This is a genomic window from Pseudoalteromonas sp. '520P1 No. 423' (assembly GCF_001269985.1).
Taxonomy (GTDB): domain Bacteria; phylum Pseudomonadota; class Gammaproteobacteria; order Enterobacterales; family Alteromonadaceae; genus Pseudoalteromonas.
In genome coordinates this window covers 46447-64756 of sequence record NZ_BBZB01000001.1, presented here as the reverse complement: position 1 = coordinate 64756, position 18310 = coordinate 46447, and the positions used below count along the sequence as shown (strand labels likewise).

10 protein-coding genes, 2 tRNA genes and 3 rRNA genes are annotated in these 18310 nt (G+C 40.4%); 14 read left to right on the top strand and 1 reads right to left on the bottom strand.

Going from position 1 to position 18310, the window contains the following annotated elements; translation table 11 throughout:
- The first annotated feature begins 38 nt into the window (after positions 1-38).
- The 11 genes from murC (at position 39) to rrf (ending at position 12800) form a co-directional block, all read left to right on the top strand.
- Positions 39-1448 (top strand): UDP-N-acetylmuramate--L-alanine ligase, encoded by a 1410-nt coding sequence (murC, locus tag PSA_RS00250; RefSeq protein ID WP_042146660.1) that lies wholly within the window; start codon positions 39-41, stop codon positions 1446-1448.
- The gene (locus PSA_RS00245; protein ID WP_042146616.1) at positions 1445-2365 is read left to right on the top strand and encodes a D-alanine--D-alanine ligase; all 921 of its coding nucleotides are present in this window, start codon (positions 1445-1447) and stop codon (positions 2363-2365) included. Before murC ends, PSA_RS00245 begins: the two co-directional genes overlap by 4 nt.
- A 5-nt stretch (positions 2366-2370) precedes the next feature.
- On the top strand, positions 2371-3165 hold the full coding sequence (locus PSA_RS00240) for a cell division protein FtsQ/DivIB (RefSeq protein WP_042146614.1): 795 nt from the start codon (positions 2371-2373) through the stop codon (positions 3163-3165).
- Positions 3162-4394, top strand: coding sequence for a cell division protein FtsA (gene ftsA, locus PSA_RS00235; RefSeq protein WP_042146612.1), 1233 nt, complete (start codon positions 3162-3164; stop codon positions 4392-4394). The genes PSA_RS00240 and ftsA overlap by 4 nt, the downstream gene beginning before the upstream one ends.
- Before the next feature lie 29 nt (positions 4395-4423).
- Positions 4424-5641, top strand: coding sequence for a cell division protein FtsZ (gene ftsZ / locus PSA_RS00230; protein ID WP_042146610.1), 1218 nt, complete (start codon positions 4424-4426; stop codon positions 5639-5641).
- 119 nt (positions 5642-5760) lie between these two features.
- Complete coding sequence (gene lpxC / locus PSA_RS00225) at positions 5761-6672, top strand: UDP-3-O-acyl-N-acetylglucosamine deacetylase (protein WP_042146658.1); 912 nt, start codon at positions 5761-5763, stop codon at positions 6670-6672.
- 773 nt (positions 6673-7445) lie between these two features.
- Positions 7446-8988: ribosomal RNA gene (locus PSA_RS00220) — 16S ribosomal RNA — on the top strand.
- A gap of 72 nt (positions 8989-9060) precedes the next feature.
- Positions 9061-9137: transfer RNA gene (locus tag PSA_RS00215), tRNA-Ile, on the top strand.
- 43 nt (positions 9138-9180) lie between these two features.
- Positions 9181-9256, top strand: a tRNA-Ala gene (locus PSA_RS00210).
- A gap of 328 nt (positions 9257-9584) precedes the next feature.
- Positions 9585-12472 (top strand): 23S ribosomal RNA (locus PSA_RS00205).
- Between the two features lie 213 nt (positions 12473-12685).
- Positions 12686-12800: ribosomal RNA gene (rrf, locus tag PSA_RS00200) — 5S ribosomal RNA — on the top strand.
- The 16S, 23S and 5S rRNA genes sit together here with 2 tRNA genes alongside, the layout of an rRNA operon.
- A 104-nt stretch (positions 12801-12904) precedes the next feature.
- On the opposite strand, the gene PSA_RS24220 is transcribed toward rrf, so the two are convergent.
- Positions 12905-13871 (bottom strand): IS630 family transposase gene (locus PSA_RS24220; protein ID WP_127924266.1). Its coding sequence is split into 2 segments (ribosomal slippage): positions 12905-13477 and positions 13479-13871, totalling 966 coding nucleotides; the frame shifts between segments, so codons are not numbered across the junction.
- A 287-nt stretch (positions 13872-14158) separates the two neighbouring features.
- Here PSA_RS24220 and PSA_RS00185 point away from each other — a divergent pair.
- From PSA_RS00185 to PSA_RS00175, 3 genes are all read left to right on the top strand, one after another.
- The gene (locus tag PSA_RS00185; RefSeq protein ID WP_042153180.1) at positions 14159-14779 is read left to right on the top strand and encodes a trimeric intracellular cation channel family protein; all 621 of its coding nucleotides are present in this window, start codon (positions 14159-14161) and stop codon (positions 14777-14779) included.
- Positions 14780-14870: 91 nt separating this feature from the next.
- A complete protein-coding gene (locus PSA_RS00180) occupies positions 14871-16385 on the top strand; it encodes a YifB family Mg chelatase-like AAA ATPase (RefSeq protein WP_042153177.1) in 1515 nt (504 codons plus the stop codon).
- Positions 16386-16567: 182 nt separating this feature from the next.
- Positions 16568-18289: an SEL1-like repeat protein gene (locus tag PSA_RS00175; RefSeq protein WP_052380277.1), complete on the top strand. Its 1722-nt coding sequence runs from the start codon at positions 16568-16570 to the stop codon at positions 18287-18289.
- Positions 18290-18310 lie beyond the last annotated feature (21 nt).

The window sequence follows — 18310 nt, the reverse complement described above, 5'->3', positions numbered from 1 at the left end:
AAGAGAATTTAGTGAGCAAAGTAAGTGAAGTAACAGCAATGAGAAAAGTAAACAGTATTCACTTTATTGGCATAGGTGGTGCCGGTATGGGTGGTATTGCTGAAGTTCTAGTTAATGAGGGATATTGTGTTACTGGCTCAGATATCACTCAGAGCCCTATGACTGACAGATTAAAGGCTGCTGGTGCAACTATTTTTATTGGTCATCAAAGTGAAAATGTAAAAAAAGCCAGTGTTGTTGTTGTTTCTACTGCAATAGATGAAACAAACCCTGAGATTATAGAAGCAAAAGCAAATCGTATTCCGATTGTGCGCCGTGCCGAAATGCTATCAGAGCTGATGCGTTTTCGACATGGTATTGCCATCGCCGGTACTCATGGCAAAACAACAACAACAAGTTTGATTGCAAGTATTTTTGCGAAAGCTGATTTAGATCCCACTTTTGTTATTGGTGGTTTATTAAATAGCGCAGGAACAAATGCACGATTAGGTAAAAGTAGGTTTTTAATTGCTGAAGCTGATGAAAGCGACGCATCATTTTTACATCTACAGCCTATGGTATCAGTGATCACCAATATTGAAGCTGACCATATGGATACATACCAAGGTAACTTTGAAAATATGAAAGATACCTATATTGAGTTTATCCATAATTTGCCATTTTACGGTGTTGCAGTTGCTTGTATTGATTGCCCTGTTGTAACTGAGCTATTGCCAAGATTTGGTCGTAAATTTATTACTTATGGCGAGTCAGAACAAGCGGATTACCGATTAGTAGACTTCACACAAACAGTCAGTACGAGTGAGTTTAAAGTAATTAACAACTCAGGTTCTGAACTGCTTGTTAAATTAAATATGCCCGGTAAACACAATGCATTAAATGCGATAGCAGCAATCGCAGTTGCAAAAGATGAAGGCATTAGTGATGAAGCAATTGTTAAAGCGTTAGAAAAATTTGAAGGAATAGGGCGACGTTTCCAACATTATGGTGAGTTTGACACTGGACGCGGTAAAGCCATGTTGATTGATGATTATGGTCATCACCCAACAGAAGTCGCGGCTACAATCAAGGCTGTCAAAGATGGCTGGCCTGATAGACGTTTGGTGATGGCATATCAACCTCATAGATATACAAGAACAAGAGATCTCTATGAAGAATCTGTAAAAGTATTAACTGATGTTGATCTTTTATTATTGCTTGAAGTCTATTCTGCGGGAGAAGCGCCTATTGCAGGTGCTGATAGTAAAAGTTTATGTCGCAGCTTACGTCAAAGAGGTAAGGAGCCTGTATATATTGCGCAACCAAATGAATTGCCATTGGTTTTAAGTGATGTATTACAAGATGGCGATATCGTTTTAACCCAAGGTGCGGGAAACATTGGGCAATTAGTTAAATCTTTAGCGCAAATGAAATTAAATATAGAAAAATTAAAGCAGGTTAACGCATGAATGGGCAAAAGTTCGGTAAAGTAGCCGTTTTAATGGGGGGCAGTTCTGCAGAGAGGGCTGTTTCACTTAATTCAGGTAAAGCAGTGTTGTCAGCTTTACAAAGTGCAGGCGTAAATGCATTTGTGTTTGATCCTGCCGAGCGAAACTTATTTGAATTAAAAGAGTGTGATACTGAACGTGTATTTATTGCATTGCATGGGCGAGGTGGTGAAGATGGCACAGTTCAAGGTGCGCTTGAGTTTTTAGAGCTTCCTTATACTGGTAGTGGTGTTTTGGGTTCAGCTTTAGCTATGGATAAAGCGCGTTGTAAAGAATTATTCAGATCGCGTAATTTACCAACAGCTAATTTCATTACATTAGAAAAAAATAGTGAATTTGATATAGAGAAAATAATTCATGAATTTGGTGCTTTAATGGTAAAGCCTTCTCATGAAGGTTCAAGTATTGGCATGGCAAAAGCAGCGACTGCAGCTGAGTTAGAAACAGCGCTTGAAGATGCATTCAAATATGATGATATCGTTTTATTAGAACAATGGATATCAGGGCGAGAATTTACGGTAACTATGTTAGCAGGTGATGCACTGCCGGTTATTGAAATGGTTACACCTCGCGGTTTTTATGATTATGAAGCGAAATATCAAGTGAATAGTACTGAATACTTTTGTCCTGCTGATTTATCTCAAAAAGATACACAATATTTACAGAAGATATCAAAATTAGCATTTGATTTAGTAGGTGCAACAGGTTGGGGCCGAGTTGATATCATGCAAGATTCTGATAATCAGTTTTATATATTAGAAGTTAATACAGTACCTGGTATGACTGAAAAATCACTTGTGCCTATGTCAGCAAAAGCGAATGGTTTGTCATTTGAGCAGTTGGTTGTAAATATATTAGCGCAAACTTTAGGTAAATAAACTAAATGAATCAAAAAATAGAATCTTTTTTAAAATGGCAAAAAACTGTGCATTGGTCACGGGTGCTTGGCATGGGGTTCTTTTTAATTGTATTGATTGGTTTATGTCAGATGTATTTTTCAATTAGTGACTATTTACAAAAAGAACATCAAACACAAATAAAGCATGTAACTGTATTAGGGGAGCCTAAGCATACATCAGAGCGTCAAATTTTAAATGCGATTAAACAAGCTGATTTATCTCGTTTTTTTGACTTAGATGTTAATCAAGTTCAAGATTTTGTCATCGCCTTGCCTTGGGTAGAAACTGCTTCAGTGCGTAAACAGTGGCCAAACACCTTAAAAGTATTTGTTGTTGAGCATAATCCAGTTGCGATATGGAATGATGATTTGTTGTTAAATTCTGATGGCAAAGTATTTCAAGCTCCAAAAGCAACAATAACAAAAAAATTACCAAGTTTATTTGGACCTGAAGGCAGTGAAATAGAGGCTTTTAATACATTTCAGCAGTTCGCAGAATTACTTTATATCAATAATTTTGAACTAACGAGTTTGGCGCTTTCGGAAAGATTTGCTTGGCAGTTTTGGTTAAGCAATGGCATAAACCTAAATTTGGGTCGAAAAGATAAGTTAAAACGGGTGCAAAAGTTTATTGATATGTACCCATATATGCTTAAACGCAAAGATGCTGAGGTAGATTCAGTTGATTTAAGGTATGATACTGGGCTTGCGGTTAGTTGGAAGGCTGCAGACTTACACAAATTACAACAAAAAAACTATAAACAAAAGAGTAAGGCATGACTAAGTCAGCAGAACGAAATCTAGTTATCGGCTTAGATGTAGGCACATCTAAGGTGGTTGCGACTGTGGGTGAAATCACCGCAGATAATAAATTAAGTATAGTTGGCATAGGTAGCCAAATATCTCACGGTATGGATAAAGGTGGGGTGAATGATCTTAATCTAGTATCAGAATCAATTCAAAGAGCCATAGATGAAGCTGAGTTAATGGCTGATTGTCGTATTAGTTCTGTTTATTTGGGGATCTCAGGTAAACATATTCAATGTCAAAATGAAAATGGTGTTGTTGCAATCAATAATACAGAAGTGAGTTCTGATGATATTGATAATGTAATGCATACAGCTAGATCTGTGCCTATTTCAGCAGAGCGAAAAATGCTACATGCAATCGCACAAGAGTACAGTGTTGATATGCAAGAAGGGATTAAGAACCCGCTTGGCATGAGTGGTGTGCGCATGGAGACGCAAGCGCATATTATTACATGCTCAAATGATATGGCTAAAAATATTGAAAAATGTGTTGAGCGATGTGGTCTAACTGTTGATCAATTAACTTACACCGCACTAGCATCTAGCCATGCTGTTTTAACTGAAGATGAAAGAGAGTTAGGTATTTCAGTGATTGATATTGGCGGCGGAACTATGGATTTAACTATCTATACCAGCGGGGCTCTACGTCATTCCGCTGTGATTCCTGTTGCAGGTAATCAAGTTACGGGTGATATCGCTAAAATTTTCCGTACGCCTATTTCACATGCTGAATCATTAAAAGTACAATATGCATGTGCAAGTAGTGCAATGGCCAGTACAGAAGATACGATTGAAGTGCCAAGTGTTGGTGGTCGTCCATCTAGAACTATGTCACGCCATACTTTATCTGAGGTGGTAGAACCAAGGTTTAAAGAATTGCTTGAGCTGGCATTAAGAGAGATCCGCCGTTCAGGTTATGAAGATCAAATTGCTGCGGGTATTGTTCTAACAGGCGGTACCGCAAAAATGACTGGCGCTTTGGAGGTCGCTGAAGAAATTTTCCAAATGCCAGTTAGAATAGCCAGTCCTATCGGGATGATTGGATTGACGGATTACGTTGATGACCCTTCATTTGCAACGGCTGTTGGCTTATTACAATATAGCCAGACAATGCAAACAGCAAATGCCCAAAAAACATCTGAGCAAAATGGTGTAAGTTGGTTTAGCCGGGTGCAAAAAATGTTTAAGGATCACTTTTAATAAATTTTTTACTCAGTCGGAGAGTAACAATGTTTGATTATATGGAACAACACAGCGAAGAAGCTGTTATAAAAGTTATTGGTGTCGGTGGCGGTGGCGGTAACGCTGTTGAGCACATGGTTAAAAAGCAAATTGAAGGTGTACGCTTCATTGGTGCTAATACTGATGCGCAAGCATTGCGCCGTTCATCTGCTGATACTACTATTCAGTTAGGTACAAAAATCACTTCAGGTTTAGGCGCTGGTGCGAATCCTGAAGTAGGTCGTCAATCTGCAGAAGAAGATATTGAAGCAATAAAAGCAGGCCTTGAAGGCGCTGATATGGTCTTTATCGCTGCTGGTATGGGCGGTGGTACAGGTACTGGTGCTGCACCTGTTGTTGCTAAAATGGCAAAAGAAATGGGCATACTTACGGTTGCTGTTGTAACACGTCCATTTGACTTTGAAGGTAAAAAGCGTGCATCAGCTGCAGATCATGGTATTACCGAGTTAGCTGATACAGTAGATTCACTTATTACAATTCCTAACAATAAATTACTTAAAGTTTTAGGAAAAGGGACTACACTTTTAGATGCATTCGCAAAAGCAAACGATGTACTTTATGGTGCTGTACAAGGTATTGCTGAACTAATTACACGTTCTGGTCTAATCAACGTGGATTTCGCGGATGTAAGAACAGTCATGTCTGCTATGGGAACTGCAATGATGGGGACTGCTTCTGCAAGCGGTCCTGATCGTGCTCAAGAAGCTGCAGAAGCTGCAATTTCGAGCCCGTTATTAGAAGATGTTGATTTAACAGGTGCAAAAGGTATTTTGGTTAATATCACAGCTGGTATGGATATTGCGATTGAAGAGTTTGAAACAGTTGGTAACCATGTAAAAGCGTTAGCATCAGAAAATGCAACTGTAGTTGTTGGTGCGGTAATTGATCCTGAAATGAGTGATGAATTACGCGTAACAGTTGTTGCAACAGGTTTAGGTGGGGAAAGAAAAGCACAGTTTGGTATCGTTGATAATGGCTTTAAAAAAGCATCTGGTTCAGATGTAGCAACTACACCAAGTAATGCGCCAACGACAACACCAGGCGTATTTGTGCCAAACTTTGCAAATCAAACTTCTGAAGAAGTTAGCTCTGCTGCAAGTGGTCCAGTTGAAGCTACTCCAGAAAAAGAAACACCTGAAGCAGGAAAAGCAGAGCAAGGTGATTATTTTGATATCCCAGCTTTTTTACGTAAGCAAGCTGATTAATCAAAATCAAGTAAATAAAATGCGAGTTGGTTAATAATAAATCAACTTAATTGTCAGCTGGTCTTATCTGTGATAAGATCCGCAGCCAAATAAATAATTCATTAATGAGTGAGCTGCCTATGATCAAACAACGTACGATTAGCCAAGTAGTTAACGCCATTGGAGTTGGGCTTCATAAGGGCGAAAAGGTTTCTATTACTCTTCGACCTGCAGGCGCAAATACTGGGATAGTATTTCGTCGTGTAGACCTTGAGCCTGTGGTTGATTTATCAATCACACCTGAAGCAGTAGGTGATACTCAGCTATGTACATGTTTGATTAATAAAGATGGAGTTCGTTTATCAACAACTGAGCATTTAGTTGCTGCTATTTCAGCACTGGGTATTGATAACTTAGTTGTTGAATTAGATAGCCCTGAAGTACCGATTATGGATGGAAGTGCGCTACCATTTATATATCTTTTACAAAAAGGTGGTATTGAAGAGTTGTCAGTTGCAAAGCGTTTTATTCGCATAACTGAACAAGTACGTATAGAAGATGGCGATAAATGGGCTGAAATTGAACCGTATGACGGTTTTCATATTGATTTCCAAATTGATTTTGATCATCCAGCTATCAATGATAGTGAGCAACGTATTGGTTTAGATATTACTGCAAAAAGTTTTACTGAACAAATTAGTCGTGCAAGAACTTTTGGTTTTATGCAAGATATTGAATATTTACACGCTAACAATTTAGCTTTAGGTGGCAGCATGGATAATGCTGTTGTACTTGATGAATATAAAGTACTCAACCCAAATGGTCTACGTTACCAAGATGAATTTGTTAAGCATAAGATCTTAGATTGTGTTGGTGATTTGTTTATGACCGGCCATAACCTGTTAGGTAAAGTAACAGCGTTTAAATCAGGACATGATCTGAATAATAAATTGCTTCGTAAACTAATGGCGACTGAATCAGCTTGGGAATGGGCAAGCTTTGAAGATACAGTTACTATGCCTGCACCAGGGCTTGAAGTTATAACAGCGTAATAGCTTATTAGTAAAATAAAACTTAAATGAAAGCCAGAAGTTTACTTCTGGCTTTTTTGTATCTAAACATATCCACAATCGACATATCAAAACATCTGTTTTATTCGTTGCTCTTTAAGTTTTTCTTATTTTATAACTTGGGCCGCCAAGGAGGATAGAACAGGTATTTCTGTGAGTAGCTTATAAAAAATAAATTAAACTAGTGAAAATCGCTGTTTGAATGTATTTAAATACTGAATATGTTTGTTTTTTTGAGCGTTTTGATTGTTTTGTAATCGAATGAACGTTATTTTGAACTTTATTTAAAAAAACACTTGCGCTGAAATAGAATCTCTCTATACTGCGCCTCCACCGACACAGACGGCAAGCAACATTCTTAAAGGGATGTAGCGACATCGACTAGCTTGGTAGAGTTGATTAAAACTTAATTTAAAATTTTCAAAAAACTTTTAAATTAAGTCTTGACTCAAAATAATCACGGTGTATTATGCACACCCCAAGCGAAACGGCACTAGCCAAAAAGCTTGAAACGTTCTTTAAAAATTTAAGTAATCATCTGTGTGGGCACTCTTGCAGATTGAGTTCTAAAGTCACTTTTCGAAGTGACACAAAATTAGAGTCTCATTAAAATCTGTTCACTTAATCCTTTTAGGAAAGAGCGAGTGACTACACAGTCATATGCGACGTTAAGTTTAACTTTGTTAAATTTAATATCAAAAATAGAATTCATTGAGCTGTCTCATCTATTTTATAGACAAAGACAAAAAACTTTTTAATTGAAGAGTTTGATCATGGCTCAGATTGAACGCTGGCGGCAGGCCTAACACATGCAAGTCGAGCGGTAACAGAGATAGCTTGCTATCTGCTGACGAGCGGCGGACGGGTGAGTAATGCTTGGGAATATGCCTTTAGGTGGGGGACAACAGTTGGAAACGACTGCTAATACCGCATGATGTCTACGGACCAAAGTGGGGGACCTTCGGGCCTCACGCCTAAAGATTAGCCCAAGTGGGATTAGCTAGTTGGTTGAGGTAAAGGCTCACCAAGGCAACGATCCCTAGCTGGTTTGAGAGGATGATCAGCCACACTGGAACTGAGACACGGTCCAGACTCCTACGGGAGGCAGCAGTGGGGAATATTGCACAATGGGCGCAAGCCTGATGCAGCCATGCCGCGTGTGTGAAGAAGGCCCTAGGGTTGTAAAGCACTTTCAGCGAGGAGGAAAGGTTATAGTTTAATAGACTATAGCTGTGACGTTACTCGCAGAAGAAGCACCGGCTAACTTCGTGCCAGCAGCCGCGGTAATACGAGGGGTGCAAGCGTTAATCGGAATTACTGGGCGTAAAGCGTACGCAGGCGGTTTGTTAAGCGAGATGTGAAAGCCCCGGGCTCAACCTGGGAACTGCATTTCGAACTGGCAGACTAGAGTATGATAGAGGGTGGTAGAATTTCAGGTGTAGCGGTGAAATGCGTAGAGATCTGAAGGAATACCGATGGCGAAGGCAGCCACCTGGGTCAATACTGACGCTCATGTACGAAAGCGTGGGGAGCAAACGGGATTAGATACCCCGGTAGTCCACGCCGTAAACGATGTCTACTAGGAGCTGGAATCTTCGGATGACTTTTCCAAAGCTAACGCATTAAGTAGACCGCCTGGGGAGTACGGCCGCAAGGTTAAAACTCAAATGAATTGACGGGGGCCCGCACAAGCGGTGGAGCATGTGGTTTAATTCGATGCAACGCGAAGAACCTTACCTACACTTGACATCCAGAGAAGTTACTAGAGATAGTTTCGTGCCTTCGGGAACTCTGAGACAGGTGCTGCATGGCTGTCGTCAGCTCGTGTTGTGAGATGTTGGGTTAAGTCCCGCAACGAGCGCAACCCCTATCCTTAGTTGCTAGCAGGTAATGCTGAGAACTCTAGGGAGACTGCCGGTGATAAACCGGAGGAAGGTGGGGACGACGTCAAGTCATCATGGCCCTTACGTGTAGGGCTACACACGTGCTACAATGGCAGGTACAGAGTGCTGCGAGCTCGCGAGGGTAAGCGAATCACTTAAAGCCTGTCGTAGTCCGGATTGGAGTCTGCAACTCGACTCCATGAAGTCGGAATCGCTAGTAATCGCGGATCAGAATGCCGCGGTGAATACGTTCCCGGGCCTTGTACACACCGCCCGTCACACCATGGGAGTGGGTTGCTCCAGAAGTGGCTAGTCTAACTGCTTGCAGAGGACGGTCACCACGGAGTGATTCATGACTGGGGTGAAGTCGTAACAAGGTAGCCCTAGGGGAACCTGGGGCTGGATCACCTCCTTATACGAAAGAACTGGTTTGCATGCCAGTGTCCACACAGATGATTACGTAAATGAGAATGTATAAAAATATTGTGGGTCTGTAGCTCAGCTGGTTAGAGCGCACCCCTGATAAGGGTGAGGTCGGTAGTTCAAATCTACTCAGACCCACCACTTCTTCGCAACGAAGTGGCATACAATATTGAGATCTTTTAGTGGGGTTATAGCTCAGCTGGGAGAGCGCCTGCCTTGCACGCAGGAGGTCTGCGGTTCGATCCCGCATAGCTCCACCACTTCTAAGTACTTTTCATAAATAAACATGCTTTTACAAGCTTGGTTACTTATGAGAAGTTTTTCTCATGCTCTTTAAAAATTTGGAAAGCTGATATAAAAATTCTAATAAATGTTTATTAAACATTTATTAAGAGTTTTCAAAAAGTAAAAGAAACGAATGATAGCCATGTTATATGGTGATGCATTCATGCCAATTTATTGTTTACTTATTTATAAGTAATTAATGATTGGCGTCTACTTTAGTATTCAAAACATTAACTTCTGGCGAAGTTAACTGTCACGAAATAATACAGCGCATTTTAGTTGTAAGACTATTTTGGGTTGTATGGTTAAGTGAATAAGCGTACACGGTGGATGCCTTGGCAGTTGGAGGCGATGAAGGACGTATTAACTTGCGATAAGCTAAGTCGAGCTAGTAAAAAGCACTTGAGACTTAGATTTCCGAATGGGGAAACCCACCTATTTATAGGTATCGTTAACTGAATACATAGGTTAACGAGGCGAACGCGGAGAACTGAAACATCTAAGTACCCGTAGGAACAGAAATCAACCGAGATTTCGAAAGTAGCGGCGAGCGAAATCGAAACAGCCCTTAAGCTTTATTGTAGTTAGTAGAATGCTCTGGAAAGTGCAACGATACAAGGTGATAGTCCTGTATACGAAAACTTATATAAAGTGAAATCGAGTAGGTCGGGACACGTGATATCCTGACTGAATATGGGGGGACCATCCTCCAAGGCTAAATACTCCCAACTGACCGATAGTGAACCAGTACCGTGAGGGAAAGGCGAAAAGAACCCCTGTGAGGGGAGTGAAATAGAACCTGAAACCGTGTACGTACAAGCAGTAGGAGCAAAGCTTTGCTTTGTGACTGCGTACCTTTTGTATAATGGGTCAGCGACTTATATTTTGTAGCGAGGTTAACCGAATAGGGGAGCCGTAGGGAAACCGAGTCTTAACTGGGCGACTAGTTGCAGGGTATAGACCCGAAACCCGGTGATCTAGCCATGGGCAGGTTGAAGGTTGAGTAACATCAACTGGAGGACCGAACCCACTTACGTTGAAAAGTGAGGGGATGACTTGTGGCTAGGAGTGAAAGGCTAATCAAACCGGGAGATAGCTGGTTCTCCCCGAAATCTATTTAGGTAGAGCCTCGGATGAATACTGACGGGGGTAGAGCACTGTTTGGGCTAGGGGGTCATCCCGACTTACCAACCCCATGCAAACTCCGAATACCGTTAAGTAATATCCGGGAGACACACGGCGGGTGCTAACGTCCGTCGTGAAGAGGGAAACAACCCAGAGCGCCATCTAAGGTCCCAAAGTGTATGTTAAGTGGGAAACGATGTGGAAAGGCCCAGACAGCCAGGAGGTTGGCTTAGAAGCAGCCACCCTTTAAAGAAAGCGTAATAGCTCACTGGTCGAGTCGGTCTGCGCGGAAGATGTAACGGGGCTAAACATACCACCGAAGATGCGCCTGCGAACTTTGTTCGCGGGGTAGGGGAGCGTTCTGTAAGCTGTTGAAGGTGTACCGGGAGGTATGCTGGAGGTATCAGAAGTGCGAATGCTGACATGAGTAACGATAATGGGGGTGAAAAACCCCCACGCCGGAAGACCAAGGGTTCCTATCCCATGTTAATCAGGGTAGGGTGAGTCGACTCCTAAGGCGAGGCCGAAAGGCGTAGTCGATGGGAAACGGGTTAATATTCCCGTACTTATTATGAATGCGAAGGGGGGACGGAGCAGGCTAAACAAGCATGGCGTTGGTTGTCCATGTGAAAGTGCGTAGGCTGATGACTTAGGTAAATCCGGGTTGTCTTAAGGCTGAGACACGAGACGAGTCACTACGGTGATGAAGTTGTTGGTGCCATACTTCCAGGAAAAGCCTCTAAGCTCCAGTTTATAATGAATCGTACCCCAAACCGACACAGGTGGTCAGGTAGAGAATACTAAGGCGCTTGAGAGAACTCGGGTGAAGGAACTAGGCAAAATTGTACCGTAACTTCGGGAGAAGGTACGCCAACATTAGGTGAAGCGCTTTACGTGTGGAGCTGAAGTTGGTCTCAGAAACTAGGTGGCTGGGACTGTTTATTAAAAACACAGCACTGTGCAAAATCGAAAGATGACGTATACGGTGTGACACCTGCCCGGTGCCGGAAGGTTAATTGATGGGGTTATCTTCGGAGAAGCTCTTGATCGAAGCCCCGGTAAACGGCGGCCGTAACTATAACGGTCCTAAGGTAGCGAAATTCCTTGTCGGGTAAGTTCCGACCTGCACGAATGGTGTAACCATGGCCACGCTGTCTCCACCCGAGACTCAGTGAAATTGAAATCGCAGTGAAGATGCTGTGTACCCGCGGCTAGACGGAAAGACCCCGTGAACCTTTACTACAGCTTGGCACTGAACATTGAACCTACATGTGTAGGATAGGTGGGAGACTTTGAAGTAGCGTCGCTAGATGTTATGGAGTCAACCTTGAAATACCACCCTTGTAGTTTTGATGTTCTAACGTAGGTCCCTAAGCGGGATTGCGGACAGTGCCTGGTGGGTAGTTTGACTGGGGCGGTCTCCTCCCAAAGAGTAACGGAGGAGCACGAAGGTTTGCTAAGTACGGTCGGACATCGTACGGTTAGTGTAATGGTAGAAGCAAGCTTAACTGCGAGACAGACACGTCGAGCAGGTACGAAAGTAGGTCATAGTGATCCGGTGGTTCTGAATGGAAGGGCCATCGCTCAACGGATAAAAGGTACTCCGGGGATAACAGGCTGATACCGCCCAAGAGTTCATATCGACGGCGGTGTTTGGCACCTCGATGTCGGCTCATCACATCCTGGGGCTGAAGTCGGTCCCAAGGGTATGGCTGTTCGCCATTTAAAGTGGTACGCGAGCTGGGTTTAGAACGTCGTGAGACAGTTCGGTCCCTATCTGCCGTGGGCGTTTGAGAATTGAGAGGGGTTGCTCCTAGTACGAGAGGACCGGAGTGAACGAACCGCTGGTGTTCGGGTTGTCATGCCAATGGCATTGCCCGGTAGCTACGTTCGGAACTGATAAGCGCTGAAAGCATCTAAGCGCGAAGCAGGCCTCGAGATGATTTCTCACTAGTGCTATAAGCACTCTGAAGGGCCGTTGGAGACTACAACGTTGATAGGCAAGGTGTGTAAGGGTTGTGAGGCCTTGAGCTAACTTGTACTAATTACCCGTGAGGCTTAACCATACAACACCAAAGTGGTTTTGTGTGTGATAGAAACAAGCAAGAAGTTGGTGTTAACTAAAGTAGAATACTTTTATGATATCTGTATCAGCAGACCGAATTTATTAAATAAAACAAGAACAAAGCGAATTAGGAATGATTTTATAAATTACATCATGTAATTTACCCTAGCGGGGCGCACTAAAGTGCGTTAAAAATTGTTCCAGACAAATTTTGCTTGGTGACAATAGCGTTTTGGACCCACCTGATCCCATGCCGAACTCAGAAGTGAAACGAAACAGCGCCGATGATAGTGTGGGGTTTCCCATGTGAAAGTAGGACATCGCCAGGCTCCTAATTAGAAGAACCCGATACAGAAATGTGTCGGGTTTTTTGCTTTGTGGGGTTTATGAATTTCGTTAAATTAGCAGGAACTAATACCAATTTCATTAAGTATTAAGTCACTTTAATCCACTCTCTTGAACACATTTTTCGAACCCTATCAGGGTTTGAAATGAATGTGTTCCATGCTTTTGATACTTGCTCTACTATATCTTGGTATCCCGTAAATATTCTGTTTGATAGGCAATGCTGACGGATCCAACTCCAGATCTGTTCTATAGGGTTTAATTCTGGTGAGTATGGCGGTAATTTTATTAACGTGACATTGTTAAAGGGCTGAACTGTATCGAAAGTATGCCAACCAGCGCCATCCATGATCACAACAGCGTGCCTCCCATACTCAGTTGCTTTAGATATTTGCTCCATATGTAATGTCATGACTTCTTTATTAACACAGGGGGTTACTAAGGCTTCCGTCTTTCCATTGTGAGGACATACTGCACCGAATAAGTATCCATATTCAAACTGTTGTTGTTTTACGGCTCTTGGCCTAGAGCCTCGCTCAGCCCAAACTCTTGTTGTTTGATTTTGCTGGCCAAATCGTGCCTCATCTTGAAACCATATATCCATATTTTCTGGCATCACATTAAAGGGGGTGTGAAGGATCGTTGACATACTGAACTTTTTTAAAAGCTTCTTGAGCTTCTTTTGATTGCTTAGGGTGTTTGGAGCGTGTTGTGATCCAGCTTAATTCAAGGCTATGTAATAAGCGGTATACACTGCCAAGTTGATAATTAACATTAAAATTATTGCTAATATAGGTTTGAATATCAGCAGCAATTAATCGTCCACCGTCACTGGACTTTGCATGCTGTAACACAAACGTTTTAACGTCTGCTTGCTGTTTTTCTGTCAGGTTAGCTGGACGACCTGAAATAGGTTTGTTGTCTAATCCCGCTAAGCCACTGTCTAAATAACTTGATACCCATTTATTGACACTACTTCTAGCTGTACTTAGTCGACGAGCAATATTAGCGCGATTTTCACCTTCAAAAAAGAGTGACACTGCAAGTAAGCGCATACGCTTTCTCGCGTTTGATTCTTTTCTCGATAGGGTGAGAAGTTGTTTTGATTTTTCTAAATTCAAGGCTGTTTTTAATGGTTATGGAAACAGCCTATATTAGATCAGAAATTTAATTGAATTGGTATAATAAGCGGCTAAAGCCCCGCCTACGTTTATACCTCACCAACATCATTTCAGTAAAGCTTCGTTGTGTCTGCATGGATTCAGGTATTTATTCCCTAGTAAACAAATTCTATTTATTGCATATTAGCTGCATTATCTTGTTTAATTAATTTTTGGCTTTTATGGATTCTTTATTTCATTGGTTTGATCTTATTGGTGTTGCTGTTTTTGCTATATCAGGCACTCTAGTTGCCTATCGTAAAAAGTTGGATGGTTTTGGTGTGGTAGTTTTAGCATCAGTGACAGCAATAGGGGGTGGTACAGTGCGTGACGTTATTTTAGATGCACCTGTATTTTGGTTGCAAGATCAAAGCTATTTATATTCTATTTTTGTTGCTGCATTTATTACGATTGTTTGGGTCAATAAAAATAAAGACTTTCCTCAAATAGCACTAGAAATAGCAGATGCATTGGGTTTGGCTTTTTTTGTTGTTATGGGAGTACAAAAGGCGCTAGATTATGGCGTTCAGGATATGACCGCTGTATTGATGGGCACAATAACATGTTGTTTTGGTGGTATGATTCGAGATGTACTTGCTAGACAGAGTCCTATGGTACTTAAGAGTGAGCTATATGCGACCACTTGTATTTTTGGCGGTATTGTTTATACCCAAAGTTTAAATTTCTCTGTTAATACTGAAGTTGCTATGATTTTGAGTATGTTAGCAACTTTATCATTACGTTTAGGGGCGATAAAGTGGGGCTGGAGCTTACCTGTATTCCATCATATCAAGACAAAATGAAATCACTAATAAGGTTTTAATGTGCATTTTGATTTGTACTGTTGATAATTTTTACTAAACTTAATTTAATTCTCCACAATGAGGACAAGGAATGTCTTTTGCTAGAACTTATTCAAGAGCACTTCTGGGTATGCAAGCCCCTGAAGTTGTCGTTGAAGTTCATCTAAGTAACGGATTACCTAGTTTTAATATAGTAGGTTTACCTGAAACTTCTGTTAAAGAATCGAAAGATCGTGTTAGAAGTGCCTTGGTTAACTCTCAATTTATATTTCCAGATACAAGAATAACCGTTAATTTAGCGCCTGCTGACCTACCGAAAGATGGTGGTCGATTTGATTTAGCCATTGCTGTAGGTATTCTTTTGGCCTCTGGTCAATTAAAAAATGCAGATATAGATAAATACGAATTTTACGGTGAATTAGCACTGAGTGGTGAGGTAAGGACCGTAAGTGCCATTCTACCTTCGATCATGGCAGCTACTAGCTTAAATCGTTGCTGTTTTATTCCACACAAAGATGATGAATTAGCTAGTTTGATTGAGACCTCTGATCGAAAAGCAGTAACAAGTTTGCAGGAAGTTTGGCTAGATCTTAATGGTCAGCAATCCCTCCCGTTAAATCAAAGTTATAACAAAGAAAATGTATTTGAGATTAAGAAACAAGAATTTGATCTTTGTGATGTTAAAGGTCAACAACAAGGCAAGCGAGCTTTAGAAATTGCTGCAGCTGGTTCGCATAATTTACTTTTTTTAGGTCCTCCAGGAACCGGAAAGTCTATGCTAGCGCAAAGAATGACAGGCATTATGCCTGAAATGGCAAATAGTGAAGCGTTAGAGACGGCTGCAGTATACTCTATCACGGGTCAGCAAGTTAATTTGCAAAACTGGAAAAGAAGACCTTTTAGAAATCCACATCATACATGTTCAGCGGTAGCTCTCGTTGGTGGTTCATCAACTCCTAAACCGGGTGAGATTAGCTTGTCTCATAATGGTGTATTATTTCTTGACGAATTACCTGAGTTTGATCGTAAAGTGCTTGATAGTTTAAGAGAGCCTATGGAAACAGGTAAAGTAATGATATCTCGAGCTGCAAGGCAAAGTGAGTTTCCTGCTAGGTTTCAATTGATTGCAGCTTTAAATCCAAGTCCAACTGGATGTCATACAGATAAAAGAGCAAGCCCAGATCAGATCTTAAAATATTTATCTAAAATTTCAGGTCCTTTCATTGATAGAGTTGATTTACAAGTTGAACTGCCAAAGCTTTCTAGTTTAGAGCTACAATCTCAAGAGGAAAGTGAAACTAGTCAGCAAGTTAAATATAGGGTCGACAAAGCTAGGAAGCTTCAATTACTTCGTCAAAATAAAGCTAATGCTCATTTAACAAATAAGGAAATTTCAAAGTATTGTATATTGAATGAGGAGTCATTGAATTATTTAGCAAAAGTAAGTGAAAAGCTTGGGTTGTCACCTCGCTCATATCATCGAATAATAAAAGTATCTCGCACAATAGCTGACTTAAATGCCTGCCAACTTATAGACATAGCGCATTTAAAAGAAGCATTAAGTTATCGCTGCTTTGAACGTTTACTCGCTCATCTCGCAAAATAAAGTTAATTTTATGATTCAGATTTGTAGGTTTATCTAAGCTTAGTTCACACACTGCTAAAACAACATGTAAACTTCTCATTTGCACCTTCGTTTACCACCTGTTAACATCAATATCCAAGTGGCTTTTTCTTTTGCGCTATTATATTTTCAAAGCCCGTATTACCTACAACAAGGAGTCTCCGTTGAATAAGCTTGTATTTACATTTAGTATGATTTTTGCCGCTTTAAACAGTCCTATGTTATTAGCTAATGCTACTGAGGCAATGGATGCGTATTTAAATCAAGATTATCAAAAAGCTTTTGAATTATATGAGCAAACAGCATCTTTAGGTCATTCTAAAAGTCAGTTTAATCTCGGTGTCCAGTATTTAAGAGGGCAAGGTGTAAAACAAAATAAATTAACTGCTTATGCATATTTTTCTTTAGCATTAGACAATGGCTTTATGATGGCCAAGCAAGCACGAAAATCAGTAATAAAGCGTTTATCTGAAAGTGAATTACAACAAGCACAAAAACATGCTGCTAAATTAATTGCTTTATATGGTCAAAGCGGGTCTAAAAATATTGAAATCGCTTTAACTAAAAACCATAGCTATAATCCTCCGCCTAAACGTAGTAAAAACCCAGAAGTAGAATATCCATCATCGTTAGCGAGAGATGGGATCCCTGGTTTTGCATCATATATTTTTGATATTGATAGGAATGGCGTTCCAAGAGATTTGGTATTACTTAGCTCTTATCCTGAAAAAGAGTTTGGTGAAAGTGTTCTTGAAAAATTAGAAAATTCACGTTATCAAATAATCAAAATATCAGGCTCACTAAGAAAATTTACCAACGCACAATTTTCAGGTGTGTTTAAAGGTGGAGATATTCCAGCAGAAACCCTTGAGCGAATTAATAATAAAAAGAAATCATTATATGCAAAAGCACGTTCAGGAGATATTGCAGCACAAGCTGAATTAGCAAGCTTAATAGAGCTAATGAGCGATCAGCCTGATTATGCAGTGGTGTTAGCTAAATCTGAAGTTGAAGTTAATAATATGCCTGAACAAGCGTTGTTATCAGATGATGCGCAACCTGCTTTTAAATATAACAGTGATATAAACGATGATTTCTATAATTTCAGTTATTTAATTTGGTTAGGAAAAGATGGGAAAGTATCGCGTTATGAAACGCATAATCATTCTGAAATTCCAACAGTTTTAAAACAAAATGCAGAAGTTACTATAAATGATTGGCAGTTGAAGTTTGCCAAACCACAAAAAGTGATGGAAATTCAAGGACCCTATTTAGCAAAGTTCTTTTACAATAACAGCAAACGAAATAAGTCATTTTCTAATTATATTAATCGCAGTCATGTGAGCTTAAAATCTATAACAAATAGATCAAAATATGAAATCGCCAGTTATTGGCGTAAAGAAGCAGCAAAAGGAGGGCATGAGCAAAGTTTATTTTTATTAGGTGCTAATTGTAATATGCGTTTATTAAAAATTGCAGCTAATAGTGGTTATGCTCCCGCACAAACTCAAGCAGCTAAATGTATTATGAGAATGTCAGATCCTACTGAAGAGGATATAAATAACGCGAAATATTGGCTAGTATCTTCATCTCAAGGTGAAAATATTATTGCTAAAAGGCTTTTAGCTGAATTTTATACCAAGCACTCTAATAATCAAAAAGAGCTCGAAAGTGCAATTATACTTGCTGAAGAAGTTACCGATGAAACTGATGATCCTAGAGCATATGAATATATGGCTGCAGCATCTGCTAAATTAGGAAAATTTGAAGATGCTGTAGACTATCAAGAAACAGCAGTTAAAAAAGCATGGCAAGAAAACTTTTTTATGGCACCCTTTGAATTAAATTTAGCAAATTTTCAGAGTAATAAAATAGCTGTTTGGTAACTGAGGTGTAAATTATTTTGA

Excerpts from the sequence above, each read along its gene's own strand:
- murC (WP_042146660.1), top strand. The coding sequence starts at position 39 with ATGAGAAAAGTAAACAGTATTCACTTTATTGGCATAGGTGGTGCCGGT.
- PSA_RS00245 (WP_042146616.1), top strand. The coding sequence starts at position 1,445 with ATGAATGGGCAAAAGTTCGGTAAAGTAGCCGTTTTAATGGGGGGCAGT.
- PSA_RS00240 (WP_042146614.1), top strand. The coding sequence starts at position 2,371 with ATGAATCAAAAAATAGAATCTTTTTTAAAATGGCAAAAAACTGTGCAT.
- ftsA (WP_042146612.1), top strand. The coding sequence starts at position 3,162 with ATGACTAAGTCAGCAGAACGAAATCTAGTTATCGGCTTAGATGTAGGC.
- ftsZ (WP_042146610.1), top strand. The coding sequence starts at position 4,424 with ATGTTTGATTATATGGAACAACACAGCGAAGAAGCTGTTATAAAAGTT.
- lpxC (WP_042146658.1), top strand. The coding sequence starts at position 5,761 with ATGATCAAACAACGTACGATTAGCCAAGTAGTTAACGCCATTGGAGTT.
- PSA_RS00185 (WP_042153180.1), top strand. The coding sequence starts at position 14,159 with ATGGATTCTTTATTTCATTGGTTTGATCTTATTGGTGTTGCTGTTTTT.
- PSA_RS00180 (WP_042153177.1), top strand. The coding sequence starts at position 14,871 with ATGTCTTTTGCTAGAACTTATTCAAGAGCACTTCTGGGTATGCAAGCC.